Consider the following 23774-nt stretch of genomic DNA (forward strand, 5'->3'; position numbering starts at 1 on the left):
ATTCACTTTTATCTTGCCCCTAGCCTCGGCAGAATGAGGAAAGCCGTGTGTAAATGCCTCGGGAGGATCGGGTGCTGACAACTCACCGCTGGCGGTTGACCGTGTGCGCTTGCGCACAGCTGTCAGGGCGTGTCCGTGTCCGGTACCGGGGTGTTTGCGAAACCGCGCAATCCTGACTGGAGGAACGCTGAATGGATACAGCCAACCCGTCACCCCAGGCCGAGCCCGATATTCCGGAAGGCCGCATCAATCCCCTTGTGTTCTATGGTTCCACCACCGGCATCGTGCTGTTTGCGTTGTGGGCCATGCTGTTCACCGAACAGGCCAATGAAACCATCTACGGTGCTCTGGCCTGGATTTCTGGCAGCTTCGGCTGGTTCTACTTTATTTCCGTGGTGGCGTATCTGGTTTTTGTGATTGCCATCGCCTGTTCTCGCTATGGCAGCATCAAGCTGGGACCGGATCACGCGGAGCCGGAATTCAATATCGTTACCTGGGCGGCCATGTTGTTTTCCGCCGGCATCGGTATCGACCTGATTTTCTATTGCGTAGTGGAGCCGGTGACCCAGTACCTGACGCCGCCAGTGGGCGAGGGCGGTACGGTGGAAGCGGCCCGTGAAGCTATGCAGATTACCTTCCTGCACTGGGGGCTGTCCGGTTGGGGGATCTACTCCCTGGTGGGTATGTCACTGGCCTATTTCAGTTATCGCCATGGCTTGCCGCTGACCATTCGATCTGCGCTGTATCCCATCTTCGGGAAACGCATTCACGGCTCCATCGGTAATGCCGTGGACATCGCTGCGGTGCTGGGCACCGTGTTCGGGGTGGCCACCAGCCTGGGGATCGGCATCATCCAGCTCAACTTCGGCCTGAACTATATGTTCGGCATTGCCGAGAGCACACTGACCCAGGCGGTGTTGGCGGTCTTCATTGTGCTGTTCTCGGCGATCTCCGCCGCCACCGGCGTGGACAAGGGCATCCGCCGTCTCTCCGAGTTCAACATGCTGCTGGCCATTGTGCTGATGCTGTTCGTGCTGGTGGTAGGTGATACCCGCTTCCTGCTGGATGCGCTGGTGATGAACGTGGGCGATTACCTGACCCACTTTATTTCCATGTCTTTTGATACCTATGCCTTCGATCCGCCCCAGGACTGGCTGAATGCCTGGACGGTATTCTTCTGGGCCTGGTGGATCGCCTGGGGCCCATTCGTGGGGCTGTTCCTGGCGCGGATTTCCCGGGGCCGCACCATTCGCAGCTTCGTGGCCGGCACGCTCATTCTGCCGCTGACCTTCATGATGGTGTGGATGTCCGTAATGGGGAATTCCGCTATCGACATGGTGATGAATGGTGCCACCGAATTCGGCAAGGAAGCGGTGGGCAATCCGGGCTCGGCCATCTATCTGTTCCTGGAGCAATTGCCCTGGGTCACGGTGACCACCATCGTGGTGACGGTGCTGGCCATCGTGTTCTTTGTCACCTCCGGGGACTCCGGTTCTCTGGTGCTATCCAATCTGACCTGCCGCATCAAGGACCCGAACAACGATGCAGCACCGTGGATGCGTATTGTCTGGGCCGCCATCATCGGGGTGGTGACGCTGGCGTTGCTGATGACGGATGGACTGTCGGCCCTGCAGAGCGCGGTGGTGATCATGGGGCTGCCGTTTGCCTTCGTGTTGTTCCTGATGATGATCGGCCTGCATCGGGCGTTAAAGCTGGAAGGCATGAAGTCCACCAGCATGCAGGATGTGCTGGCCGGGCAATTGTCCGGTCGCACGGGCTCGCGGGCCGAGCATGAAAGCTGGAGCAAACGTCTGGCCCGGGCGGTCAGTTTCCCCGGCGAAAAACAGGTGGCCCAGTTTATCGACAAGACGGTCCGTCCGGCGTTCGAGGCGGTGAAGGAAGAGCTCACGGAGAAGGGCTATCCGGTGGCCATTGCTGGCGATGACGGCGACCAGCTGCATCTGTCATTGAATGTGGATCTGGGTGGCGAGCAGAACTTCAGCTATCAGGTCTGGCCGCGCCGTTGTCTGATGCCATCGTTCACGGTGCGCACCCAGCAATCCCGGTCCGTGTACTACCGTCTGGAGGTACACCTGCGTGAAGGGGGGCTGAGCTATGACCTGATGGGCTACAGCCGCGAGCAGGTGATCGAGGATCTGATCGATCATTTCGAGGCGCACCTGCAGTACCTGCATATGCGCCGGGAGATGGGCAACAACATGGACGATGCCAGCGAGCCCGGTCCGGCTTGAAGGCACATGACCACGAGGTGAACCATGACCCCCTTTGATCAGGAAATGGATTACGTGATCGTCGGTGCCGGCTCCGCCGGTGCCGTACTGGCCAACCGTCTCACCGAGGATGGCAGCAACCAGGTGCTGGTGCTGGAATTCGGCGGCAAGGACAACTCCATCTTCATCAAGATGCCCACCGCCTTTTCCATTCCCCTGAACATGAACAAGTTCGACTGGGGTTTTCATACCGAGCCAGAGCCGGGCCTGCACGGGCGCAGCATTCACCAGGCCCGTGGCAAGGTGATTGGTGGCTCATCCTCCATCAACGGCATGGTGTATGTGCGCGGTTGCGCCGGTGATTTCGCCGAGTGGGAATCACTGGGTGCCGAGGGTTGGGGCTACGCGGATGTGCTGCCCTACTTCAAGCGTGCCGAAGGCTGTGTGTACGGTGGTGATGACTATCGCGGTGCCGACGGGCCGCTGACCACCTGCAACGGCAATAACATGGAAAACCCGCTGTACCGGGCCTTTATCCAGGCCGGCGAGGAAGCCGGGTATGGCTACACGGAAGACTACAACGGCTTTCGTCAGGAAGGCTTCGGCCGCATGGATATGACCGTGCGCAACGGCGTGCGTTGTTCCACCGCCATGGCGTATCTGAAGCCGGCCATGAACCGGCCAAACCTGGACGTGAAGATGCACGCCCTGACCACCCGCGTGATCATGGACGGCAAGAAAGCGGTGGGGGTGGAATATCGCCGTGGCGGAAACACCTACAGGGTGAAGGCACGCAAGGAAGTGATCCTCTCTGCCAGCGCCTTCAATTCGCCGAAGCTGTTGATGCTGTCTGGTATCGGGCCGGCGGAGCACTTGAAGGAAAACGGCATTGAAGTGATTCATGATTTGCCCGGCGTGGGGCAGAATCTGCACGATCATCTGGAGGTGTGGGTACAGCAGGAATGTACCCAAAAGATTACGTTGAATGGCTGGCTGGGCCCGCTGGCGAAAGCCTGGATCGGCGCCAACTGGCTGTTTCTGCGCCGGGGGCTTGGGACGTCCAACCACTTTGAATCCAATGGCTATATTCGCAGCCGTGCCGGATTGCAGTACCCGGATATCCAGTATCACTTCCTGGCTGGTGCCATTGCCTACGATGGTTCCAGTGCCGTGAAGGGGCATGGCTTTCAGGTGCATTTGGGTGCCAACAAGCCGCTCAGTCGGGGCTGGGTGAAGCTGAAATCGAAAGACCCGGCGGCGCCGCCCAGTATGTTTTTCAACTACTTCGACCGGGAGGAGGATCGTGAGGCCTTCCGCGCCGGCGTGCGTTTCACCCGGGAAATTTTTGCCCAGCCCGCCATGGATCCCTACCGCGGTGCCGAGCTGTCCCCGGGGCCGGATATCAACAGCGATGACGAGCTGGACGACTGGATGTCACGCACGGCAGAAACGGCGTATCACCCGGCGGGCAGTTGCCGCATGGGCACCGACGACATGGCGGTAGTGGATCCGCAATGCCGGGTCCACGGGGTGCAGAATCTGCGGGTGGTGGATTCATCGATCATGCCCACGGTGACCAACGGCAACCTGAACGCACCGACCATCATGATCGGCGAAAAAGGGGCGGATCATATTCTTGGCAAGTCGCTGCCGCCTTCCAGTGCACCCAGTTTCCATGCGGATGGCTGGCAGGAACATCAGCGCGGCGGGATGCCGAAGCGGCAGGTATAAGAGGCCGTCAAGTTTTCACCACAGAGGATGCAGCGCAAAGAGTGCTTCCGTGACCTCTGCGGCGAAAAACCTTTTATGCAGGAACTATGCTTGCCCCCAAGGGGATCTGCGACTGCGAACCTGCTTGCGATTGCGGTGGTTCGCCATGCAAGCATAGCTCCTACAGGGGCTTGCTCAGTAGGGTGAATCCACATCTTCCTGCGCCACGTACACCGTCTTCAGTCGGGTGTAATGGGCAAACGCGCGGCGGCTGTTTTCCTTGCCGATGCCGGATTGCTTGAAGCCACCGAAGGGCATTTCGATGGGCGTCAGGTTGTAGTGATTGACCCACACGATGCCGGCATCGATCCGTTCCGCCATGCGATGGCCGCGATTGATGTCGCGGGTGAAGACACCGCCGGCCAGACCGAAGTCGGTGTTGTTGGCGCGGGCGACGACCTCGTCTTCATCGCGGAAGCTGAGCAGTGACAGCACCGGCCCGAAGATTTCCTCGCGGACGATGCGCATCTCGTCATTGAGGCCATCGAACACCGTGGGCAAGACGAAGTTGCCCTCTGGCAGGCCGTCGACCTGGGCCTTGCCGCCACCGATCAGCACCTGGCCGCCTTCTTCCTTGCCGATCTCGATATAGTTGAGCACGTGCTGCATGTGCTGGTGGCTGATCAGCGGGCCCACTTCCGTGGCCGGGTCCATGGGGTCGCCCAGGGTCAGGGTGCCGACACGGGCCAGCAGTTTTTCCACAAAGGCATCCTTGATGCTCTCATGCACAAAAACGCGGGTGCCGTTGGTGCAGATCTGTCCCTGGGTGTAGAAGTTGGCGAGCATGGCGGCGGACACGGCGTTATCCAGGTCCGCATCCTCGAAGATGATCAGTGGCGACTTGCCGCCCAGTTCCAGAGTCACGCCCTTGAGGGTGTCGGCGGCGGCGCGCATCACCGCCTTGCCGGTGGGGACCCCGCCGGTGAGGGAGACCTTGGCCACGTCCGGGTGGCCGGTGAGGGCTTCGCCGGTTTCCCGGAAACCCTGCACCACATTGAAGATGCCGTCGGGCAAGCCCGCTTCCTTGAACAGTTCTGCCAGACGCAGGGCGGACAGGGGGGTGACTTCCGAGGGTTTGTAGACCAGCGCATTACCGGCGGCCAGGGCCGGGGCGGCTTTCCAGCTGGCGATTTGCACCGGGTAGTTCCAGGCGCCGATGCCGGCGCACACGCCGAGGGCTTCCGGGCGGGTGTAGAAGAAGCCGCCGGGCACCTGCTGGTATTCCCCCTGCAGGGAGCTGGCCTGACCGGCGAAATATTCCAGGCAGTTGATGGCGGAATCCACATCCGCTTCCGGGGTTTCAGCGATGGGCTTGCCCGCATCCAGGGTTTCCAGCTGGGCGATTTCGTCGCGGTGTTCGCGCAGCAGCTGGGCGGTGCGCATCAGGATGCGACCGCGCTCCACGCCGCCAAGAGCCTGCCAGGCGGGCTGGGCCTGTTTGGCTGCCTGCACGGCACGGTCCACGTCGTCGGGAGTGGCCTGGGCCACCCGGCAGATCACCTTGTTGGCGGCCGGGTTGATGGTGTCGAAGAACTGGTTGGCGCTGCCGGGGGTGAATTGGCCGTCGATCCAGAGCAGCCGGTCCTGTTGCTGTGTCATGACATCCTCGCCGGGTCGCTGTCGGGTCCATTACCGACCACCATAGCGCGCATTGATTCCCCACGAAACCGGGGTTTAGTGACGAGTTGAGAGTCGCGAGTTTCGAAAACCTGAATTCGCAGCCCGGAACTTGGTTTGGGTTTTCGCTATTAACTATTCATTGTTAACTATTAACTGCTTTTTAGTGCATCGCCTGCCCGAGTTTATCGAGATAGTGGCGCAGCCCACTGTGCAGGGGTTCGTCCAGTTGTTCGCTTTGCGCCTGCATGGCATTGAGCCACTGGCCCTGGTGGTCGTTGTGGTGCCACTGGTGGTAGCAATACACCTGTAGCAGAAAACTCTGCAGAAACGCGGGCTTTTCCAGGTCGCTGTCGTTGGCCAGGGGAATGCGCGGAAATAATTCGTGGAGCTTGCGGGCGAAGGCGCCGGAAGCCATGCCGATCTGCTGGCCCGTGGTGTTGTGCACCGGGGTACTCAGGTGGCCGCAACTGGGGGAGCGGGCTTTCAGGACAAATCCGCTGAGCGGTTCCCCGAGCCGGGAGGCCACGTCTTCCAGGGCGTCGGTGACATCCTGCTGCGGATTGTCCACGCCCTTCACGCGAAGGGTGTCATCCATCTGCACCACCTGAATGGGTGGGCGCGGGACCGGCAGGCCGATGGCCACTTCCGGGCAGGTATCGCGAAAGCGCAGAAGCGGGCCCAGCTGGTGCACCAGGATGGCGTTGTGCTTGTGGTCGCCGTCGTAGCGAACCTTCTGGCCTAGCAGGCAGGCGCTGACCCCCACCACCGGTTTCTGCCAGTCATGCTGTGGCAGGGTGAAGCCCATCTTTTCCAGCAAATCCGTTAGCATGGAACACCTCCCTTCTTCCCCGATAAAGGTGACCGAACATGCAGGGCGTTTTTCTCGACACCGATACCCTCAACCCCGACGAGATGGACTTCGCCGCCCTGGAGGCGTTGATGCCCTGGACCTTCCATCCGCTGACCCGTCCGGAGGAGCGGGTGGCTCGGTTGCAGGATGCCCAGGTGGTCATCACCAACAAGGTGGTGCTGGATGCGGCGATCCTGAAAGCCTGCCCGTCCCTCAAGCTTATCTGCATTTGTGCCACCGGTACCAATAATGTGGACCTGGAGGCAGCCCGGGAGCGGGGCATTACCGTGTGCAATGTGAGCGGTTATGCGCGGGCCTCGGTGGCCCAGCACACCCTGACGTTGATGTTGTCACTGGCCACCCGCTGGCATCAGTACGACCGGGATGTGAAGGCCGGTGCCTGGAGCCGGGCGGCCCAGTTCTGTCTGCTGAATCACCCGATCATGGAGCTGGCCGGCAAGACCCTGGGGCTGATCGGCCACGGGGATCTGGGCCGGGAAGTGGCCCGGCTGGCCGAGGCGCTGGGCATGCAGGTATTGGTGGCGGAATCCTTCCAGCGCCATGGTGGCCAGTCCGGGCGGGTGACGTTGGCGGAGTTGCTGCCGCAGGCGGATGTGCTCAGCCTGCATTGTCCGTTGACGACGCAGACCGACAAGCTGGTGAATGCGTCCTTTATCGCGCAAATGAAGCCCGGCGCCTTTCTGATCAACACCGCCCGGGGTGGCCTGATTGATGAACCGGCGCTGGCCGATGCCCTGCGTTCTGGCCACCTGGGCGGCGCCGGCCTGGACGTGCTCAGCAGCGAACCGCCACCGGCGGATCATCCGTTGCTGGCGGAGGATATTCCCAATCTTATTATCACCCCGCACAACGCCTGGGGCACGAGAGAGTGCCGACAACGCTTGCTGAATGGGGTGGTGGAAAATATCCGCCAGTGGCAGGCGGGCAGTGCGATCAATGTGGTTAACGCCTCTCCGTAGGAGCGTCGCTCGCGGCGCGATAACCCAACCCCAGAAAAATCGATTTTCCAAAAGGCTACAGAGGGCAAGAAGGGGCTCTGTGTTGAGCGTGTTTTTGTCCTGGCCTGGAATCGCGCCGCGAGCGACGCTCCTACGGCCGGGGTTGGGTTAACCCTTCTTCTTCAGCTGGCTGGCCAGCAGTTTGTCCATGCCCCGGAACAGCGGCTGCGGCAGTTTGGTGGCCGGGCCGGGGAGGGCGGCGAGTAGCACGCTGCCCAGTTTGCCCATGGGGCGGGCGATGCGCGCCGGGCGCTTTTCGCAGGCTTCCACGATCCAGCCGGCGGCTTTTTTCACGTGCATCATTGGCATGTATTTGTAGATGGCGGTACGTGATGACATGGGCGTGCGTACCATGGGGAAGTACACCACCGTGGTGCTGATGCCCTGATGGCCCATCTCCGCCTGCAGGGAACGGGTGAAGGATTCCAGGGCGCTCTTGCTGGCCAGGTAGGCAGAAAACAGGGGGATGGGCACCTGGGTGGAGAGGCTGGAAATATTCACCACATGACCATGGCCCTGGTCGAGAAACCGCGGCAGCAGCTTCAGGGTCATGGCTACGGCGCCGATGTAGTTGAGCTGCACGGTGCGCTGGTAATCGTGCAGGCGATCCAGGGACTTCTCGATGGGGCGGCGGATGGAATGGGCCGCATTGTTCACCAGCGCATCGATACGCGGCTGCTCGGCGAGAATCCGTGCGGCGCAGGCCTCGATGGCCGCGTTGTCGCTCAAGTCGCAGGGGTAGATAAAGGCGCAGCCACCCTCTGTTTCGATGACTTCCTGAACCTCCCGCAGCTGTTCTTCCCGGCGTGCCACCAGGCACAGGGTGGCGCCCCGGCGCGCCATGATTTTTGCCGCCTCGGCGCCGATGCCACTGGAAGCGCCGGTGAGTACAATGGTCTGGCCATTCAGTTTCATGCATGCCCCTTGAATGCTGTGCGATGAAAACGCAGACCTTCGAGTCTGCCGCTTCCCGCAGCCGGGGCCAAGGTCCAAAGGGGACGAAGATGTGGTTTCAGAAAACGTTGACGCTGGCGGCACAACGCCGTGGTTGTCACCTGGTGACCCGTGAGGTGCTGCAAGGCTTGCCGGAGCTGGCAGAGGTGAAGGTGGGCTTGCTGCATCTTTTTATCCAGCACACCTCTGCCTCGCTGACCATCAACGAAAATGCCGACCCGGATGTGCGCGGCGATCTGGAGCGGCATCTGAATGTGATGGTGCCGGAAAACGCGCCTTACTATGAACATACCCTGGAAGGCCCGGACGACATGCCCGCCCATATCAAGAGCGTGCTGATCGGCCCGTCGCTGAGCCTGCCGATCAGCAATGGCCGATTGGCGCTGGGCACCTGGCAGGGAATTTACCTGTGCGAGCACCGGGATCATGGTGGGGCGAGACGGCTGGTAGCGACGATTCAGGGGGAGTGAATGGCGGGCGTTGCCGCCACGTGATCTACAAGGCCGCTGTAGGAGCGCTTCTTGAGGCACGAACCGAGCGCAGCGAGGCGACAAAGCTTTCAGAGAATGTCAGGTCTACCTGGAGAAACCTGTCAGTTTCGGCAAGTCCTGATCGCCCTATGGGCGATTCCTTGCTTCGCAAGGTTCGCGCCTCAAGAGGCGTTATTCGCTACGCTCACCCTTCGGGCCGACCTACGGTCGTTACTCCGCTACGCTCCGTTCCTACAGCGGCTTCGGGGAGAAGTGTGTCAGTACCGAGTTGCGAGAAGCGAACCCCATATTTCAGGGGCCTTTCGCGACTCGCTTCTCGTGACTCGTAATCCTATTCAGCTATCCACTGCAAAAATTCCCGGCGCTCTTCCGGGGTGGCCTGCTTCCACTGGGCTTTCAGGGTATCCAGGTAGCTGCCGGCGGGGGCCGGGGCAGGGGCTGCCTGAGTGGCCGGAGCTGGAGCCGGAGCGCTGCTGGCAGGTGCCGGGGCGACCGCTTGTTGGGGTGCCACGCTTGCGGAGGCCGCGGTGCTCACCTCTTCGCCGGTGATGGGTGCCAGGAAACCGCGCTTGAGGATCAGGTTGGATTCCTGGGCAGCCACTTTTTCGCCGGTGGCGGTGTTCAGGGCCCAGCCGGTAAAGGTGTCTTCCAGGGCGCGGGCTTCCTCCACGTTGGCGGGTTTTTCGTAATCCAGTTGCCATTTCTCGCCGGCCTTGCCGTCGACGATAAAGTTGGCCGGGTTGGTTTTCACGATTTCATGGTTGTCCGCGTCCAGCTGCCACAGTTCCTTGTAGTAGGCGAGGATCTCGTAGCGGCCGGGGGCGAACTTCAGTTCCTTGAAGTCGGTGGCGAAAAAGGTGTTGGCGCCATCCACTTCCTTGCCGTTGATGGTGAACACTTCGATTTCGCTGGGCACGCGCACGGTCAGTACCTGGCTGTCAGGTTTGGCGGCACCGTCGTAGAGCTGGACCACGGGGCTGCGGGCGCAGGCGGACAGAATCAGGGTGCAGAGAATGAGGGGGATAAGGCGCAGGGACAGCATGATCTCTCCTAGGTAGGCGCGGGCCAGCCAGTCTGGCCGGCCATAATGACAGCTTTGTGACAGTGGCAAAATCAGAAGCCCCAGGTATCCACCCGGGCGGGTGCCACATTGCGATTCAGGGTGCTCAGGCCGCGGGCACAGCGCACGATCCACCAGATGGTGATGATCACCATCAACAGCCAACCGATAAAGGCCAGGGTGGTGATGCCGGCAATGATGCTGTAGAGCAGACCGATCCAGAAGGTGCGGTACTGGAAGCGGAAGTGCTCACGCAGGGGCGGCGGGGCATCCCCGGCGTGGAGGTGGGCAATGATGACCCCGGCAATGGCGGTCAGGCCGCCGGTGATCAGGCCTACCAGATGCAATACATAAACCGCCCGGGCCATGCCCAGAGACGATATCTGACTCATTGCGGGTCTCCCTTGCTGCGATAGGTTCTCGCCGGGCTGGCAGGTTCGCTGTTGCCGGCATTACAGGTCTGCACGCAGGCATCCTGGGTTTCGAAGGGGACGCTGCCCTTGCAGCCACCCCAGGTAAAGCTCTTGCAGCTGTCGCTTTCCTGATCGTAGTAGTAGCGCTGGAAAGCAGCCCTGCACATGCCGGTTTCCGGCGGCTGGTAACAGGCATCCGGCAGCGTATTGTCGGCCTCGGTACCGCTCAGGCATCCGGCCAGCAGGGCGGTGACGATCAGGGGAAAGAGCAGTCGCATGGTGTCGTCCTTGTCGTTGATCTACGCACGGCCTTGCCAATCCGGCAAGGCGTTCCAGACCGTCACTTTACTCTGTAGGGGTGCCCTAGTCAGCCCGGCAGTGTTTGTGATCCCGGGGCAGGGTGTCGCCGCGCAGACGAATCACGGTTTTCTGCAGCAGCAGGTTGTTGGGCAGGGTGTAACGGTGGCCCAGCTCATCCTGCACGGTGATGAAGATGAGCCCCATGTAACGGATCTGGCCGGTGACCGTGTTGTCGCCATCCAGCAGGCGGATGCGATCCCCCACCCGGTAGGGAGCACTGAAGAACAGGATGATGGCGGCGGTGGTGTTGCTGAGCATGGACCAGCTGGCAAACAGGGCCACGCCGAGCAGGGCCATCAGCGAGGTGGCGAACACCATCAGGCCGCTGCCGTTAAGCCCCCAGAGAATCCCGATGGTAAGCAGTGACAGCACCACGCAGGCAGTGTTGATTACCACGGCGGTCTGGAAGATGCGGGCCCGGCTGAAATCACGGCGGCGGCCCAGCCGTCGGGTGGCGCTGCGCAGCAACACGGACAGCAGCCAGGCCAACAGAATGACGGCCATCGTCAAACCCCATTTCATTGCGCTGGATTCCATGACTGCCTCAACCGTGCTTGCCGGAAACGAAAGGATTGTTGGCGCGCTCATGGCCGATGGTGGACATGGGGCCGTGGCCGGGGATGAAGGACACATCATCATCCAGGGTGAGCAGCTTTTCCTTGATGGCCTGGATCAGGGTGTCGAAATCGCCCTTGGGGAAATCCGTACGGCCGATGGAGCCGTTGAACAGCACATCGCCCACCACCACCAGTTTGCTGTCCGGCTGGTAGAACACCACATGGCCGGGGGTGTGGCCGGGGCAGTGGCGTACCTGGAATATCGTCTCGCCCACGGTGACCGTGTCACCGTCTTCCAGCCAGCGGTTGGGGGTGAACGGCCGTGAGGGCTGAAAGCCCATCATCTGCGCCTGCTGGGGCAGCATGTCGATCCAGAACTGGTCGTCCCGGTGCGGCCCTTCGATGGGCAGATCCAGTTTGCCTGCCAGCTCGGCCACGGCACCGATGTGATCCAGATGCGCGTGGGTGACAAGGATTTTTTCCGGCGTGCCGCCCACCTGTTGCAGGGCTTCCAGAATCTTGTCCAGATCCCCGCCGGGATCGACGATAGCCACCTTGTCGGTGGTTTCGCACTTGAGGAAGGAGCAGTTTTGCTGGAACGGAGTCACCGGCAGGATGGCGTACTTCATGGCTGTCTATCGGGCTGAGAATGTGCGTGCAGTATAGCCGCAAACCGGAACCGGATTCATGTTTGAAATAGCAGCGAGTGGCGAGACGCGGGTTTCGAAAACCCAAGGTGATTCCACAGGTTTTGATTTTCGAAACTCGCGTCTCGCCACTGTTTTTTCAGCGTTTCTCCAACACCACCGGCAAACCATCCTTGGGCATGATCAGCGGCACCTGCTGGACCGGCATCTCGTAGCCCGGTTTCAGGGACACCTTGTAGCGCTGCAGGAAGTGGAACAGGAAGGTCTTGGTCTGCAGTTCGGCAAAGTTCAGGCCCAGACACTTGTGGTGGCCGCCGCCGAAGGGGACCCACTGATAGAAATGTTTTTTGTGTTCGGCGCGCTCGTCACTGAAGCGTTCCGGGTCGAAGGTGTGCGGATTGCTCCAGTACTCCTCCATGTAATGGGTGAACAGGGGGGAGATGCTGACCAGCGTGTTGCGCGGCAGGGTGTAGCCCTGGAACGTCACGTCTTTCACGGTACGGCGCGGGAAGGTGGTGAGCGGCGGGCGCATGCGCAGGGTCTCGCGGAACACCCAGCCGGTTTTTTCCAGCTTGCCCAGTTCGTCGTAGTCCAGGCTGTCCTTGTTCATGCTGGCCATTTCTTCAGCCAGCTGGTCCTGCCAGTAGGGGTGTTTTGCCAGCAGATAGATGATGGAGCACAGGGTGCTGGTGGTGGTGTCGTGGGCGGCGAACAGCAGGAAGATCATGTGATTCATCACGTCCTGATCGCTCAAGCCGCCTTCCTCGTCGGCGGCCTTGCACAGTTCACTGAAGAAATCCGGGGTCTCGCTGGCCCGCTTCTGCGGGATCAGGCCGGTGACGAATTTTTCCAGGTAGCGGCGTCCTGTCATGCCCCGGTACCACAGGGTGCCGGGGATGGGCAGACGCACCACCGCCAGGGACGCATCCGCGGCATCGATAAAGGATTGGTTGACCTTGTCGGATTCCGGGCCCATGTCCAGGCCGAAGAAAATCTGTGCGCCCACGTCCAGCAGCAGTGCCTTGATGTGATCAAAGAAGCTCAGGGTGTCGCCGGTCTGCCAGGGCTGAATCTGACTGCTGATGTGGGCGTTCATGCGGTCCAGGTAGCTGGCCAGTGCCGGCTTCTTGAAGGCCTGCTGCATGATGCGGCGATGGAACTTGTGGTCGGCGAAGTCACGCAAGATCAGCCCGTCGGTGAACAGCTTTTCCAGGAAGGGGTTCCAGGCCGCGCGGCTGGAAAACACGTGCTCCGGATCCTTGAAGACAAACTCATTGGCTTCCGGGCCCAGCAGGGTTACGCCGCGTTGAAACAGTATCGAGCCCTTGGACACCAGGCCGTATTTTTCCGCACGCTGGGTCACCAGCTTGTGGTAGTCCTTGAGGAAGAGAATGGTATCGCCGAGTAAGGGCGTACCGTAATCTCCCGGGATATTGTCCAGTTTGCGTTGTGGCAGGCGCGGCAGGCGGGCGGCATCCTGCTGGGCGGTTTCCATGCTGCTGCTCATTGTCAGCTCTCCCGATAAACACTTTGTATAGCGTCAATGTACTGTGAGCATACTGTGGCGAACAGGGGGCTGTTGGCAGCGGTCAATGCGGGATGTGCTGTCCAGCCACCGTGGCATGGCTCGTGCTAGCATTGGCGCCATCAGCAAGGAGAAATCTATGTCCAAGCCCGCGGCAGCCTTCGAGCCCCTGGCCCTGGCGGTATTGACCGTCAGCGATACCCGTACCCCCGAAAACGATACCTCCGGGGACCTGTTGGTCCACCGTCTCGAGGAGGCCGGCCATCACTTGCAGGCCCGACAGATCGTCAAGGATGACATCTACCAGTTACGCAAGGTGGTGTCCGAGTGGATTGCCGATGAACGTATTCAAGGCATCATTACCACCGGCGGCACCGGCTTTTCCGGACGGGACTCCACCCCGGAAGCCCTGGGGGTGCTGTTCGACAAGCACATCGAAGGCTTTGGTGAATTGTTTCGCCAGGTCAGTGTGGCGGATATCGGCTCGTCCACCATCCAGTCCCGTTGCCTGGCCGGGTTGGCCAATCGCACGGTGATCTTCTGTCTGCCGGGTTCCAACAATGCCTGTGCCACGGGCTGGGACCGCATCATTCGTGATCAGCTGGATGCCCGCCATCGGCCCTGCAATTTTGTCGCCCAGATTCGCCGGTGAGGATGACGATGACAGAGGGAGAAGGCCGATGAGTTTGATGCCGGTGGAGGAGGCCCTGGCCCGATTGCTGGACAGCGCTTCGCCCTTTGCCCGGGTGCAGGAGATCGCACTCGGTGATGCCCGTGGCCAGTACCTGGCCCAGGACGTGGTGTCCCGCGTGGATGTGCCCGCCTTCGATAATGCCGCCGTGGATGGCGTGGCCCTGCGCTATGCGGATCTGGATGAGCCGGGCCTGACCCTGCCCATGCCGTTGCGCATTGCTGCCGGTGATCCGCCGGGTACCCTGATGCCCGGTCAGGTGGCACGCATCTTTACCGGTGCGCCGGTACCCGCCGGGGCGGATACGGTGTTGATGCAGGAAGACTGCGAAATCGCCGATGGGCGCGTGCGTCTGCCGGCCCGGGCTTCGGTCAGCGAAGGGCAGAATATTCGCCCGGCGGGTCAGGATGCCCGGCGGGATGAGAGGGTGATGCATGCCGGCCAGCGCCTGACTCCCCAGGCTGTGGGGCTGATCGCCTCGGTGGGGGTGTCCCGGGTGCGGGTGTATGCCCCCCGGATATTGGTACTGACCAGCGGCGATGAATTACAAGCGCCGGACGAAGCACCATTGCCTGGAAAAATTTATGACAGCAATGGTCCTCAACTGACCCAGTTGCTGATACAGAGTGGCTTTGCCGAGGTGCAGCGCGAACATCTGCCTGACGACCCGGCCATTATTCGCAATACCCTCACCCGCGCGCTGACGGATCCGCAGCAGCGCCCGGATGTGATCATCTCCACGGGTGGCGTATCCGTGGGGGAAGAAGATCATCTGCGTGCGGTGCTGGAACAGCAGGGGCAACTGGATTTCTGGCGGTTGGCGATCAAGCCGGGCAAACCGTTCACCTGCGGCAGCGTGGACGGCATTCCGTTTTTTGGCCTGCCCGGCAATCCGTCGGCCGTACTGGTTTGCTATCTGATGCTGGTCTTGCCCGCCCTGCGACGCCGTTGTGGTGCCGAAACGGTGTTGCCGGAACCGTTCCGTCTGCCCGTGGATTTTTCAGTCAACAAAGCAGGCAAGCGACAGGAATATTTACGGGTGCGGTGTGTGCAGAAGAACGGCAATCCGATGCTGGAAAAACACCCCAATCAGAGTTCCGGCATGTTGAGTTCTGCGGTGTGGGCGGATGGGTTGGCGGTGGTGCCGGTGGGGGAAACCGTCTCCCAAGGCAGTGTGCTCGCCTACTGGCCGTTCGCGATGCTTTTGTAATGCGACGCCCGCGAACGCCAATAAAAACTTCCTCGCTGATTCACGATGAGCGACAACAAACTGCCGTTGGAGCCTTGCTCGCAAGGCGAAGCGATTCAATTGACGTGAGTGTGTTCTGAAGTCTTCGCTTTGCGAGCAAAGCTCCAACGTCTTCCGGGCGTGTATACTGCCGCCCCCGTAAAGGAGAAAGGCAATGACCCTGGAATCCACCCTGCTGGCGCGAGCCGATTCGACCTGTGAACTGTGCGGTGCCGGTGAGGCGCTGGCGGTGTATGCGGTGCCGCCGGAAGGGGATGGCACGGCAGCCCAGAGTGCCTTGTTGTGCGAAACCTGCAGCTTTCAGATCGACCATCCCGGCCATGAAGATATCAACCACTGGCGTTGCCTGAACGACAGCATGTGGAGTCAGGAGCCGGCGGTGCAGGTGCTGGCCTGGCGGATGCTGACCCGGCTGCGGGCGGAAGGTTGGCCTCAGGACTTGCTGGACATGCTCTATCTGGATGACGAGACGCTGGCCTGGGCCCAGTCCACCGGGGAAGGGCAGAGCGAGGAAGACCAGGTCGAGCACCGCGACAGTAATGGTGCGGTACTGGAAGCCGGTGACAGTGTCACCCTGATCAAGGATCTCAATGTGAAGGGCGCCAACTTCACCGCCAAGCGCGGTACTCCGGTGCGGAATATTTCGCTGGTGCAGGACAACCCGGAACAGATCGAAGGTCGTGTGGAAGGTCAGCGCATCGTTATCCTCACCCAGTTTGTGAAAAAGAATTGATGGCACATTCCCTGATCCTCGGTGGTATCCGCTCCGGCAAGAGTTCCCTGGCAGAACGGTTGGTGTCGGAGCAACCTGACCCGGTGGTGTATGTGGCCACGGCCACCGCCGGAGATGGCGAAATGAGCGAGCGCATCCGTCGGCATCAGCGTCGCCGTCCTGCCAGCTGGGGGCTGGTGGAAGAACCGGTGGAATTGGGCAGCCTCCTGAACCGCCAGGCCACCTTGTCACCACCGCCCTGTGTATTGATTGATTGCATGAGCCTGTGGGTAAGTAATCTGCTGCATGCCGGCGATGCCCTGTTTGTGCGGGAAAAGGAAAGTTTCCTGACGGCCTTGGCCGGTTATCCGGGCTCGGTGGTGATCGTCAGCAATGAAGTCGGGCTCGGTACGATCGGCATGGACCCGCTCACCCGCCGCTTTGCCGATGAACTGGGCTGGTTGAATCAGGCACTGGCAAAACGCTGTGATCGGGTGGTGATGTCGGTGGCGGGGATTGCGCTGACGTTGAAGGGGTAGGCCTGGCCGTAGGAGCGTCGCTGGCGGCGCGATTCCGACCCTCTTTTAAAGATCGATTTACCACAGAGGACACAGAGATCACTGAGGAAAAGAATATTTTTTCTCTGTGTGCTCGGTGTCCTCTGTGGTGAAAATGTTTTTATCCAAGGTTGGTAATCGCGCCGCGAGCGACGCTCCTACGGTGGAGCTCGCTATCTACCCGTGCCTCACCAGACACCGCAAGATGCCGTGCTCGGTGTCATCAATGCGCACCTGGGAGCGGCAGGCGAAGGGGACCTGGAATCCTGCCATGGCCTGGCTCGGCCTCATGCCCAGGACATGACTCAATACCATGCGGATCACGCCGCCGTGGCAGACCAGTAATACCCGCTGCCCTTTCATGGCCTGTTGCCACAGTGCCCAGGCATCGCCGATGCGCTGGTGAAACGCCTGGATGGTTTCGCCATTCACCGGGGGATGATTTTCCGCATCGCGCCAGAAGTTGGTCTGGTGATCGCCGTATTCCGTTGCCACCTGCTCCCGGGTTTTTCCTTCCCAGTCACCGAAGCTGATTTCCTTGAAATCGTGGGCCACGGTGAAGGGTATATGTTGCTGTGCTGACAATTCGGCGGCGAATTCCCGGCAGCGCAGTAACGGGGAGGTGAGGATGTGATCCCATTGATCGTCCGTCTGGATGGCATCGCGCATTTGTTGCCAGCCCAGCTCGCTGAGCGGATCGTCCTTGTGGCCGCGATACATGTGACCGCCGGCGGGTTCGCCGTGGCGAATCAGATCAAACAGGGTGGTGGTCATAGTTATCCTTGTTACCAAACTTGGCGACTGACTGTTTGCTCTTTTGTCGCTGGGTTCAGTAGCGAGTTACTGTCTATTGCGAGCTGGCCACGCCGGCATCGACAAAGGTGGCCATGCCGTTATGCAGGGCGCAGGCGCTGCGAATCACCGGCACGGCCACCGCCGCGCCGCTGCCTTCGCCCAGGCGCATGGACAGGTTGAGAACCGGCTCCGCGTCCAGGGCATTGAGCAGCCTGGTGTGGCCGGGTTCCCGGGAATGGTGCGCGAACAACAGCCAGTCACGCAGTTCCGGTCGCAGCCGCACGGCGGCCAGGGCGGCCACGGTAACAATAAAGCCATCCACCAGCACGGGAATGCCCCGGACGGCACAGCCGATCATGGCTCCGGCCAGCGCCGCTATTTCAAATCCGCCTAACGACGCGAGAACCGCCAGCGGTTCCCGGTTGTTGCCGTGACGGGCCAGGGCCCGCTCGATCACGGTGATCTTGTGGCTGACGCCCTCCGCATCCAGGCCGGTACCGGGCCCGGCCAGGGCCGCCGCCGGTTCGGCCAGCAGAGCACAGGCCACGGCGCTGGCGCTGGTGGTGTTACCGATGCCCATTTCGCCACCGATAAACAGCTGGGCCTGCTGGTCTGCGGCACGCTGGGCGGCACGGTCACCGGCGGCCAGGGCCTGCTCCAGCTGCATCGTCGACATGGCTGACTGGCGGGCCAGATTGGCGGTGCCGGCGGCGATGCTGTCATTAATCACGCCATCGCTGACAGGGGGCGGCGTGGCGGTGCCCAGGTTGATCACTTCCAGCCCGGCCTGCAGGTGCCGGGCCATAACACTGATGGCAGCCCCGCCGGCCACGAAGTTGGCAATCATCTGACCGGTGACCGCCTGGGGAAAGGCGGAGATGCCTTCGGCACAGACGCCGTGATCGGCGGCAAAGACGGCGATGCTGATACGGTCGGCGGCGGGGGTGTCGGTGTGTTGCAGTGCTGCCAGGGTAATGGCCAATGTTTCCAGGCGACCCAGTGAGCCGGCGGGTTTGGTGAGCTGCCCCTGGCGGGCCAGGGCGGTTTCACGGTGTTGCTGACTGGGCGAGGGAATCGCTTTTTGCCAATGGGCAGAGTGGGTCACGGAACACTCCCGAAAAGGCCAGGGGCCGGAAAGCGGCAAATCCTCTGCCCCTGGTCCAGCGCTGTCAAGTAACGGCCTTCCACGATCTTCCCGACTTTCCGTTGGAGCCTTGCTCGCAAGGCGAAGTGCTTGAAAACGATGATCGTAGACGTCGGCCCTTCGCCTTGCGAGCAAGGCTCCAACAGAGGAGGGGGGAGTATTAGCAGATCTCAACGGGCCCTGAATTTTCCTCAAGCAGGGCATATCCATTTGCTTATTGCTGCCGCCGTTGGTAATTTCGCGCCACCTTCCGGTGCCCGCCTGTTCACACACAGCCGGGTTAAACGGGAAGTCGGTGCGCTTTGCTGCCCCAGCAATGCCAGTCCGACGCTGCCCCCGCAACGGTGATTGAGTTAACCGCGTTTCGTAGTGCCACTGTGCCAAAGCCCGAGAGGGTGCATGGGAAGGCGAACGCGCCGAGGGATTCCCTCTCGCTCATCAGCCCGGAGACCGGCCAGAAGGTGAAACTTGGCGTCGCGGTGGGCGATGGCGGGGTGTCACGGTACTGTCCGGTGCCGGTTATCCCTGTTGTGTCTCCGCGGCTGAATCCAGGCCGTGCGGGTGGGCACGGCAACAGGGGATCTCCTTCATGTCTTTGCGTTTACTGGTGGCACCTGCCGCCCTGTCCTTGTCTGTCTTGCCGTCGGCGGTGCAGGCGAATACGGCCTCATCACAACAGATCGCCATGCTGAATCCGGTGGTGGTCACCCCCGTGCTGGTCAGCCGTACTACCGAGGCGTCACTGTCTTCGGTCACGGTGATTGATGAGCAGCAACTCCGCGACCAGCAACCGGTGGACATGGCCGATATTCTTCGTGGCCAGCCCGGTGTGGATACCACCGGTAATGGCTCTTTCGGCAAGAGTGCCAGTGTCTTCATGCGGGGCACGTCCAGTAATGCGACCCTGCTGTTGGTGGACGGGGTGCGCTTGCGGTCCGCCACTGTCGGCAGTCCGGCCTGGCAATATCTACCGCCGGCCATGCTGGAGCGGGTCGAGGTGGTTCGTGGGCCGCGGGGCTCCCTGTACGGTGCCGATGCGGTGGGTGGCGTGGTGCAGCTCTTTACCCGGGACGACGGTAGCTGGCTGGATTTCGGCACCGGCAGTTTTGGCACCATGAATGCGGGTGCCGGGGTGTCCGGCGAACAGGGCGGTACCCGATATACCCTGGGCATCAATCGCTTCCGCACCAATGGCATCGAGCTGCGCGAAAACAGCGAGGAGCGCGGCTACGACAACACTGCCGGCATTGCCAAAATCAGCCATCGCTTTGGCGATCGTGGTGAAATCGGGGTGTTCGGTTTTCATACCCAGGGGAATACCGAATTCGAAGGCAGCACCCCGGCGGACGACAGAAATATCGACTACGCACTGGAAGTGGCTGGCCTGAAAGGCGAGGTGATGCTCACCGGTAGCTGGCAGACCAAGGTGCTGATCAGCCAGGCCAAGGACGAAAGCGAAGACTTTGCCAATGACGTCAGCAATGGTGTCTTCGATACCCGCACCCGCACTGTCAATTGGCAGAATATTTTCGCGGTCGGTGCCCATCAGTTTGTGCTGGGCGGCGAGTATCTGCGTGACGAGATCACCAGCAGCAACGAGTATGACGTGACCGACCGGGACAACAAGGCGGCGTTTGGCCAGGCGCTGTTGCACTTCGGCCCGCTGGATGTGCAGGGCAGCCTGCGGCACGACGACAACGATGCCTACGGCAGCAAAGTGACCGGGGCTGCAGCACTGGGCTACAAGCTGGACACTGCGCATCGGGTGCGGCTCAGTTACGGCACGGCGTTCAAGGCGCCAACCTTCAACGATCTGTATTTCCCGGATTCGCCGCCGTTCTTTTTCAGTAACCCGAATCTGAAGCCGGAGTCCTCGGAAACCGGTGAGCTGGGTGTGCGGGGCCAGTATGAACACTGGTTCTGGGATGCGGCAGTGTACCGTACCAACATTGATGATCTGATTGTTTATGACGGCAGCAGAGGCTCCTCGTTCAATGTGAACAAGGCCCGTATCGAAGGCGCGGAACTGGCCCTGGGGATGGACTGGCAACAGTGGCAGGTACGGGTGGCGTTCTCTGCCCTGAAGCCGGAAGACCGGGATACCGATACCGTCATTCCCCGTCGTGCCCAGCGGTTGGGTCGGGTGGATGTGGATCGACGCATCGGCACCGTGACCCTGGGGGGCACTGCCAGTTTTCAGGGGCATCGCTACAACGATGCCGCCAACACCCAGCGTCTGTCCGGATTCGGTCTGCTGGACCTGCGTGCCGGCTGGCAGTTCGCGCCGAACTGGTCCACCCGCCTGACGCTGAAAAACGTGCTCGATAAAGAGTATGCCACTGCCAGGAACTTCAGCGGCTGGAACTATCTGAACGCCGGGCGTTCCGTAATGGTAAGCCTGCGTTACGATGTGCAGTAACTGAAACCCGGAGTCCGCCATGCCCCCAGCCCGTCTGTTATGCCGTTGTCTTCCCCTGTTGGCCGTCATGCTGTGGCTGGGGAGCGGGCTGGCCCGGGCACAGGTCTGTGTCACCGATGATACGGATCGGCAGGTCTGCCTGGACCAGCCGGCCACTCGCATTATTGCCCTGTCTCCCGGTGCCACCGAACTGGTGTTCGCCGCCGGTGCCGGTGAACAACTGGTCGGGGCGGTGAGTTTCAGTGACTATCCGCCGGCGGCAAAAAAACTGCCGCGGGTGGGTAGCTACAATCGGCTGGACCTGGAGGCGATACTGGCCCTGAAGCCGGATCTGATCGTTGCCTGGCAGAGTGGGAACCCCATGGAGCAGGTGGAGCGCCTGCAGATCATGGGCGTGCCGGTGTACCACAGCGAGCCGCGTCGCTTTGACGATATCAGCACCACTCTGGAACGCCTGGCTGTGCTGGCCGGGACCGAAGCGGTGGGGCAGGGGGCGGCAGATTCCCTGCGCAGTGGTATGGATTCCCTGCGCCAACGCTATGCGGAGGCGGCACCGGTGACAGTGTTCTACCAGGTCTGGGAAGAGCCCCTGATGACCGTGAATAACGCGCACCTGATCAGCGAGGCGATTGAGATTTGCGGTGGCGTCAATGTGTTCGGTGAGCTGGCCGCGCTGGCACCCAAAATCAGCCGTGAGGCGGTACTGGCCAAGGACCCGGAAGTGATCATCGCTGGAGGCATGGGCGAGGATGATCCATCCTGGCTGGAGCCCTGGAAGCAGTTTGCTTCCTTGCGTGCGGTGCAGTCCGGCAACCTGTTCTTTGTGGCTCCGTCCACCCTGCAGCGGCCCACCCCACAGATGCTGGCGGGCACCCGTACCCTGTGCAGCCATCTCGACACCGTGCGCGCCCGTGATTAGTCGCCGAGCCATCTATTCCCTGCTGATGCTGGCGGCACTGGGTGTGCTGTCGCTATTGCTGGCGGTGACCGTTGGCAGTGTGTCCATGAGCCTCTCGGAGTTGTCGATGGCGGTGGCTGGTCGGGGAGATCCGCTGTTCGGTGAATTGGTGTTTTCCCTGCGCTTGCCCCGTGCCCTGGCGGCCTTTGCCACCGGTGGTTTGCTGGCCCTGGCCGGCGCCCTGATGCAGGTGTTGTTGCGTAACCCGCTGGCGGATCCTTACGTGCTCGGTATTTCCGGTGGTGCGGCGGTGGGGGCGCTGGCGTCCATGTTGTTGGGGCTGGGTACCGCCATGGTGTCCGGCTCCGCCTTTGCCGGTGCACTGCTTTCCACCCTGCTGGTGTTCGGTCTGGCCCAGGGACGAGGCAGCTGGACGCCGACGCGCCTGTTGCTCACCGGTGTGGTGATCGCGGCCGGCTGGGGGGCAGTGATTACCTTCATGTTGTCGCTGAGTCCCGCGGACCGTTTGCCCGGCATGCTCTACTGGCTGATGGGCGATCTGAGTTATGCCCGCTCGCCGTGGCTGGCCTGGCTGGTGTTGATCCCGGTGCTGATCGTGACCCTGCCGCTGGGGCGCAGCCTCAATGTGTTGGCCCGGGGGCCATTGCAGGCCGCGGCCCTGGGGGTGGCGGTGAAGCCACTTGCCTGGCTGGTCTATGGGTTGGCCAGTCTGCTCACGGCGGTGGCCGTGACCACGGCCGGTAGTGTGGGTTTTGTTGGCCTGATAGTGCCGCACATGCTGCGACTGGTTCTGGGCAATGATCAGCGCCTGATTCTGCCGGCCAGTGTCATGGCGGGTGGTGCCTTGCTCACCATCGCCGATACCCTGGCGCGGACCATGATGGCCCCGGAGCAGTTGCCGGTGGGGGTGATTACGGCGCTGCTCGGGGTGCCCACTTTTCTGTTTCTGTTGTACCGGAGTCGGTGATGGCGATCCTCGAAGCCAGCAATCTGGTAGTGGATATTCCCGGCCGTGCGGCAGGGCAGCCATTTTCCGCGCGGATTTTGCCGGGACAGCGCTGGGGGGTGCTGGGCCCCAATGGTGCGGGCAAGTCCGCCCTGCTGCATACCCTGGCCGGATTAAGGCCGCCACGCAGTGGTCAGGTGTCGCTGGACGGTGACTGTCTGACTCAACTGCGCCGTCGGCAATTGGCGCAAAAACTGGCGGTGGTTTTTCAGGAACGTCAGGACAGTTTCCCGGCCACGGTCCGGGAAACGGTGCTGATTGGCCGTCACCCTTTTCTGTCGCCCTGGCAGCGGGAAACCGCCAGGGATCTGCGTCTGGCCAATCAGGCCATGGAGGCCCTGTCGCTGGGGTTGCTCGGTGATCGGCTGGTCAACACCCTCTCCGGCGGGGAGCGCCAGCGGGTGGCCATTGCCACGGCACTGACCCAGCAGCCGGCCATCTGGCTGGCGGATGAGCCCACCAATCATCTGGATCTGCATCATCAGGTGGCGGTGATGGAGCTGCTGCATCGCCAGGCGGAAGAGGGCGCGGCGGTATTCATGTGTCTGCATGATCTCAACCTGGCCGCCCGTTGGTGTGATCACCTGTTGCTGCTCTATCCCGATGGCGAGCTGTGCTTCGGCCCTGCCGAGACCATGCTGGTGCCGGCAGCGCTGGAGCGGTTGTATGACCAGAAACTCAGTGTGGGGAACATCAATGGTGCGCCGGTTTTTGTGCCGGCATGAAAACGGTTAATGGGCCGTAGGAGCTATGCTTGCATGGCGAACCGGCTTGCTCAGATCGCC

General features: G+C 61.4%; 23 protein-coding genes and 1 riboswitch. Of the genes, 12 read left to right on the top strand and 11 right to left on the bottom strand.

What is annotated here, in order from left to right; all coding sequences use genetic code 11:
• Nucleotides 1-191 precede the first annotated feature (191 nt).
• Entirely contained in the window at nt 192-2252 is a 2061-nt protein-coding gene (gene betT, locus A0251_RS04035) for a choline BCCT transporter BetT (protein ID WP_062815568.1), read from the top strand.
• A gap of 24 nt (nt 2253-2276) precedes the next feature.
• The gene (gene betA, locus A0251_RS04040; protein ID WP_062815569.1) at nt 2277-3962 is read left to right on the top strand and encodes a choline dehydrogenase; all 1686 of its coding nucleotides are present in this window, start codon (nt 2277-2279) and stop codon (nt 3960-3962) included.
• A gap of 174 nt (nt 3963-4136) precedes the next feature.
• On the opposite strand, the gene betB is transcribed toward betA, so the two are convergent.
• Complete coding sequence (gene betB, locus A0251_RS04045) at nt 4137-5600, bottom strand: betaine-aldehyde dehydrogenase (protein WP_062815570.1); 1464 nt, start codon at nt 5598-5600, stop codon at nt 4137-4139.
• 181 nt (nt 5601-5781) lie between these two features.
• The gene (locus A0251_RS04050; RefSeq protein ID WP_062815571.1) at nt 5782-6450 is read right to left on the bottom strand and encodes a DUF523 domain-containing protein; all 669 of its coding nucleotides are present in this window, start codon (nt 6448-6450) and stop codon (nt 5782-5784) included.
• A gap of 38 nt (nt 6451-6488) precedes the next feature.
• Here A0251_RS04050 and A0251_RS04055 point away from each other — a divergent pair, with 38 nt between their 5' ends.
• Nucleotides 6489-7451 (top strand): 2-hydroxyacid dehydrogenase, encoded by a 963-nt coding sequence (locus tag A0251_RS04055; protein WP_062815572.1) that lies wholly within the window; start codon nt 6489-6491, stop codon nt 7449-7451.
• Between the two features lie 147 nt (nt 7452-7598).
• Here the strand turns inward: A0251_RS04055 and A0251_RS04060 are convergent, their stop codons facing one another.
• Nucleotides 7599-8405 (bottom strand): SDR family NAD(P)-dependent oxidoreductase, encoded by an 807-nt coding sequence (locus tag A0251_RS04060; protein ID WP_062815573.1) that lies wholly within the window; start codon nt 8403-8405, stop codon nt 7599-7601.
• Between the two features lie 89 nt (nt 8406-8494).
• On the opposite strand from A0251_RS04060, the gene A0251_RS04065 reads away from it, so the two are divergent.
• Nucleotides 8495-8914 (top strand): secondary thiamine-phosphate synthase enzyme YjbQ, encoded by a 420-nt coding sequence (locus tag A0251_RS04065; protein WP_062815574.1) that lies wholly within the window; start codon nt 8495-8497, stop codon nt 8912-8914.
• A 352-nt stretch (nt 8915-9266) separates the two neighbouring features.
• On the opposite strand, the gene A0251_RS04070 is transcribed toward A0251_RS04065, so the two are convergent.
• From A0251_RS04070 to A0251_RS04095, 6 genes are all read right to left on the bottom strand, one after another.
• Nucleotides 9267-9977, bottom strand: coding sequence for a DUF2057 domain-containing protein (locus tag A0251_RS04070; protein WP_062815575.1), 711 nt, complete (start codon nt 9975-9977; stop codon nt 9267-9269).
• A gap of 71 nt (nt 9978-10048) precedes the next feature.
• Nucleotides 10049-10387 carry a hypothetical protein gene (locus A0251_RS04075; protein ID WP_062815576.1) on the bottom strand — a complete coding sequence of 113 codons (339 nt, stop codon included), beginning with the start codon at nt 10385-10387 and terminating at the stop codon, nt 10049-10051.
• Complete coding sequence (locus A0251_RS04080) at nt 10384-10686, bottom strand: BPTI/Kunitz domain-containing protein (RefSeq protein WP_062815577.1); 303 nt, start codon at nt 10684-10686, stop codon at nt 10384-10386. The genes A0251_RS04075 and A0251_RS04080 overlap by 4 nt, the downstream gene beginning before the upstream one ends.
• 85 nt (nt 10687-10771) lie before the next feature.
• Nucleotides 10772-11272: a mechanosensitive ion channel domain-containing protein gene (locus tag A0251_RS04085; protein ID WP_231874153.1), complete on the bottom strand. Its 501-nt coding sequence runs from the start codon at nt 11270-11272 to the stop codon at nt 10772-10774.
• Nucleotides 11273-11312: 40 nt separating this feature from the next.
• On the bottom strand, nt 11313-11954 hold the full coding sequence (locus tag A0251_RS04090; protein WP_062815579.1) for an MBL fold metallo-hydrolase: 642 nt from the start codon (nt 11952-11954) through the stop codon (nt 11313-11315).
• A 157-nt stretch (nt 11955-12111) separates the two neighbouring features.
• Entirely contained in the window at nt 12112-13479 is a 1368-nt protein-coding gene (locus tag A0251_RS04095; RefSeq protein ID WP_231874154.1) for a cytochrome P450, read from the bottom strand.
• Nucleotides 13480-13636: 157 nt separating this feature from the next.
• Here A0251_RS04095 and moaB point away from each other — a divergent pair, with 157 nt between their 5' ends.
• The 4 genes from moaB to cobU all read left to right on the top strand — a co-directional run bounded on the left by moaB (nt 13637) and on the right by cobU (nt 16688).
• Nucleotides 13637-14149 (top strand): molybdenum cofactor biosynthesis protein B, encoded by a 513-nt coding sequence (gene moaB, locus A0251_RS04100; RefSeq protein ID WP_062815985.1) that lies wholly within the window; start codon nt 13637-13639, stop codon nt 14147-14149.
• 28 nt (nt 14150-14177) lie between these two features.
• Nucleotides 14178-15398 (top strand): gephyrin-like molybdotransferase Glp, encoded by a 1221-nt coding sequence (gene glp, locus A0251_RS04105; RefSeq protein WP_062815580.1) that lies wholly within the window; start codon nt 14178-14180, stop codon nt 15396-15398.
• Between the two features lie 193 nt (nt 15399-15591).
• Entirely contained in the window at nt 15592-16170 is a 579-nt protein-coding gene (locus A0251_RS04110; RefSeq protein ID WP_062815581.1) for an alkylphosphonate utilization protein, read from the top strand.
• Nucleotides 16170-16688, top strand: a complete 519-nt coding sequence (gene cobU, locus A0251_RS04115; RefSeq protein ID WP_062815582.1) for a bifunctional adenosylcobinamide kinase/adenosylcobinamide-phosphate guanylyltransferase — start codon at nt 16170-16172, stop codon at nt 16686-16688. The genes A0251_RS04110 and cobU overlap by 1 nt, the downstream gene beginning before the upstream one ends.
• Before the next feature lie 195 nt (nt 16689-16883).
• Here cobU and A0251_RS04120 read toward each other — a convergent pair whose 3' ends face one another.
• The gene (locus A0251_RS04120; RefSeq protein ID WP_062815583.1) at nt 16884-17480 is read right to left on the bottom strand and encodes a histidine phosphatase family protein; all 597 of its coding nucleotides are present in this window, start codon (nt 17478-17480) and stop codon (nt 16884-16886) included.
• 73 nt (nt 17481-17553) lie between these two features.
• Nucleotides 17554-18606, bottom strand: a complete 1053-nt coding sequence (gene cobT, locus A0251_RS04125) for a nicotinate-nucleotide--dimethylbenzimidazole phosphoribosyltransferase (RefSeq protein WP_062815584.1) — start codon at nt 18604-18606, stop codon at nt 17554-17556.
• A 273-nt stretch (nt 18607-18879) separates the two neighbouring features.
• Nucleotides 18880-19119: riboswitch (cobalamin riboswitch) on the top strand.
• A gap of 115 nt (nt 19120-19234) precedes the next feature.
• On the opposite strand from cobT, the gene A0251_RS04130 reads away from it, so the two are divergent.
• The 4 genes from A0251_RS04130 to A0251_RS04145 are packed head-to-tail and all read left to right on the top strand — an operon-like array spanning nt 19235 to nt 23714.
• Nucleotides 19235-21064, top strand: a complete 1830-nt coding sequence (locus tag A0251_RS04130) for a TonB-dependent receptor domain-containing protein (protein WP_062815585.1) — start codon at nt 19235-19237, stop codon at nt 21062-21064.
• A 19-nt stretch (nt 21065-21083) separates the two neighbouring features.
• Entirely contained in the window at nt 21084-21983 is a 900-nt protein-coding gene (locus tag A0251_RS04135) for a cobalamin-binding protein (protein WP_082810752.1), read from the top strand.
• A gap of 25 nt (nt 21984-22008) precedes the next feature.
• Nucleotides 22009-22950 (top strand): iron ABC transporter permease, encoded by a 942-nt coding sequence (locus A0251_RS04140; protein WP_062815986.1) that lies wholly within the window; start codon nt 22009-22011, stop codon nt 22948-22950.
• A complete protein-coding gene (locus A0251_RS04145) occupies nt 22950-23714 on the top strand; it encodes an ABC transporter ATP-binding protein (protein WP_062815586.1) in 765 nt (254 codons plus the stop codon). The genes A0251_RS04140 and A0251_RS04145 overlap by 1 nt, the downstream gene beginning before the upstream one ends.
• Nucleotides 23715-23774: the final 60 nt, after the last annotated feature.

The sequence above is a fragment of the Alcanivorax sp. NBRC 102024 genome (assembly GCF_001602235.1).
Taxonomy (GTDB): domain Bacteria; phylum Pseudomonadota; class Gammaproteobacteria; order Pseudomonadales; family Alcanivoracaceae; genus Alcanivorax.

Bases quoted from the DNA above. Each gene is read 5' to 3' on its own strand.
- betT (WP_062815568.1), top strand. From the start codon at position 192: ATGGATACAGCCAACCCGTCACCCCAGGCCGAGCCCGATATTCCGGAA.
- betA (WP_062815569.1), top strand. From the start codon at position 2,277: ATGACCCCCTTTGATCAGGAAATGGATTACGTGATCGTCGGTGCCGGC.
- betB (WP_062815570.1), bottom strand. From the start codon at position 5,600: ATGACACAGCAACAGGACCGGCTGCTCTGGATCGACGGCCAATTCACC.
- A0251_RS04050 (WP_062815571.1), bottom strand. From the start codon at position 6,450: ATGCTAACGGATTTGCTGGAAAAGATGGGCTTCACCCTGCCACAGCAT.
- A0251_RS04055 (WP_062815572.1), top strand. From the start codon at position 6,489: ATGCAGGGCGTTTTTCTCGACACCGATACCCTCAACCCCGACGAGATG.
- A0251_RS04060 (WP_062815573.1), bottom strand. From the start codon at position 8,405: ATGAAACTGAATGGCCAGACCATTGTACTCACCGGCGCTTCCAGTGGC.
- A0251_RS04065 (WP_062815574.1), top strand. From the start codon at position 8,495: ATGTGGTTTCAGAAAACGTTGACGCTGGCGGCACAACGCCGTGGTTGT.
- A0251_RS04070 (WP_062815575.1), bottom strand. From the start codon at position 9,977: ATGCTGTCCCTGCGCCTTATCCCCCTCATTCTCTGCACCCTGATTCTG.
- A0251_RS04075 (WP_062815576.1), bottom strand. From the start codon at position 10,387: ATGAGTCAGATATCGTCTCTGGGCATGGCCCGGGCGGTTTATGTATTG.
- A0251_RS04080 (WP_062815577.1), bottom strand. From the start codon at position 10,686: ATGCGACTGCTCTTTCCCCTGATCGTCACCGCCCTGCTGGCCGGATGC.
- A0251_RS04085 (WP_231874153.1), bottom strand. From the start codon at position 11,272: ATGGCCGTCATTCTGTTGGCCTGGCTGCTGTCCGTGTTGCTGCGCAGC.
- A0251_RS04090 (WP_062815579.1), bottom strand. From the start codon at position 11,954: ATGAAGTACGCCATCCTGCCGGTGACTCCGTTCCAGCAAAACTGCTCC.
- A0251_RS04095 (WP_231874154.1), bottom strand. From the start codon at position 13,479: ATGAGCAGCAGCATGGAAACCGCCCAGCAGGATGCCGCCCGCCTGCCG.
- moaB (WP_062815985.1), top strand. From the start codon at position 13,637: ATGTCCAAGCCCGCGGCAGCCTTCGAGCCCCTGGCCCTGGCGGTATTG.
- glp (WP_062815580.1), top strand. From the start codon at position 14,178: ATGAGTTTGATGCCGGTGGAGGAGGCCCTGGCCCGATTGCTGGACAGC.
- A0251_RS04110 (WP_062815581.1), top strand. From the start codon at position 15,592: ATGACCCTGGAATCCACCCTGCTGGCGCGAGCCGATTCGACCTGTGAA.
- cobU (WP_062815582.1), top strand. From the start codon at position 16,170: ATGGCACATTCCCTGATCCTCGGTGGTATCCGCTCCGGCAAGAGTTCC.
- A0251_RS04120 (WP_062815583.1), bottom strand. From the start codon at position 17,480: ATGACCACCACCCTGTTTGATCTGATTCGCCACGGCGAACCCGCCGGC.
- A0251_RS04130 (WP_062815585.1), top strand. From the start codon at position 19,235: ATGTCTTTGCGTTTACTGGTGGCACCTGCCGCCCTGTCCTTGTCTGTC.
- A0251_RS04135 (WP_082810752.1), top strand. From the start codon at position 21,084: ATGCCCCCAGCCCGTCTGTTATGCCGTTGTCTTCCCCTGTTGGCCGTC.
- A0251_RS04140 (WP_062815986.1), top strand. From the start codon at position 22,009: ATGCTGGCGGCACTGGGTGTGCTGTCGCTATTGCTGGCGGTGACCGTT.
- A0251_RS04145 (WP_062815586.1), top strand. From the start codon at position 22,950: ATGGCGATCCTCGAAGCCAGCAATCTGGTAGTGGATATTCCCGGCCGT.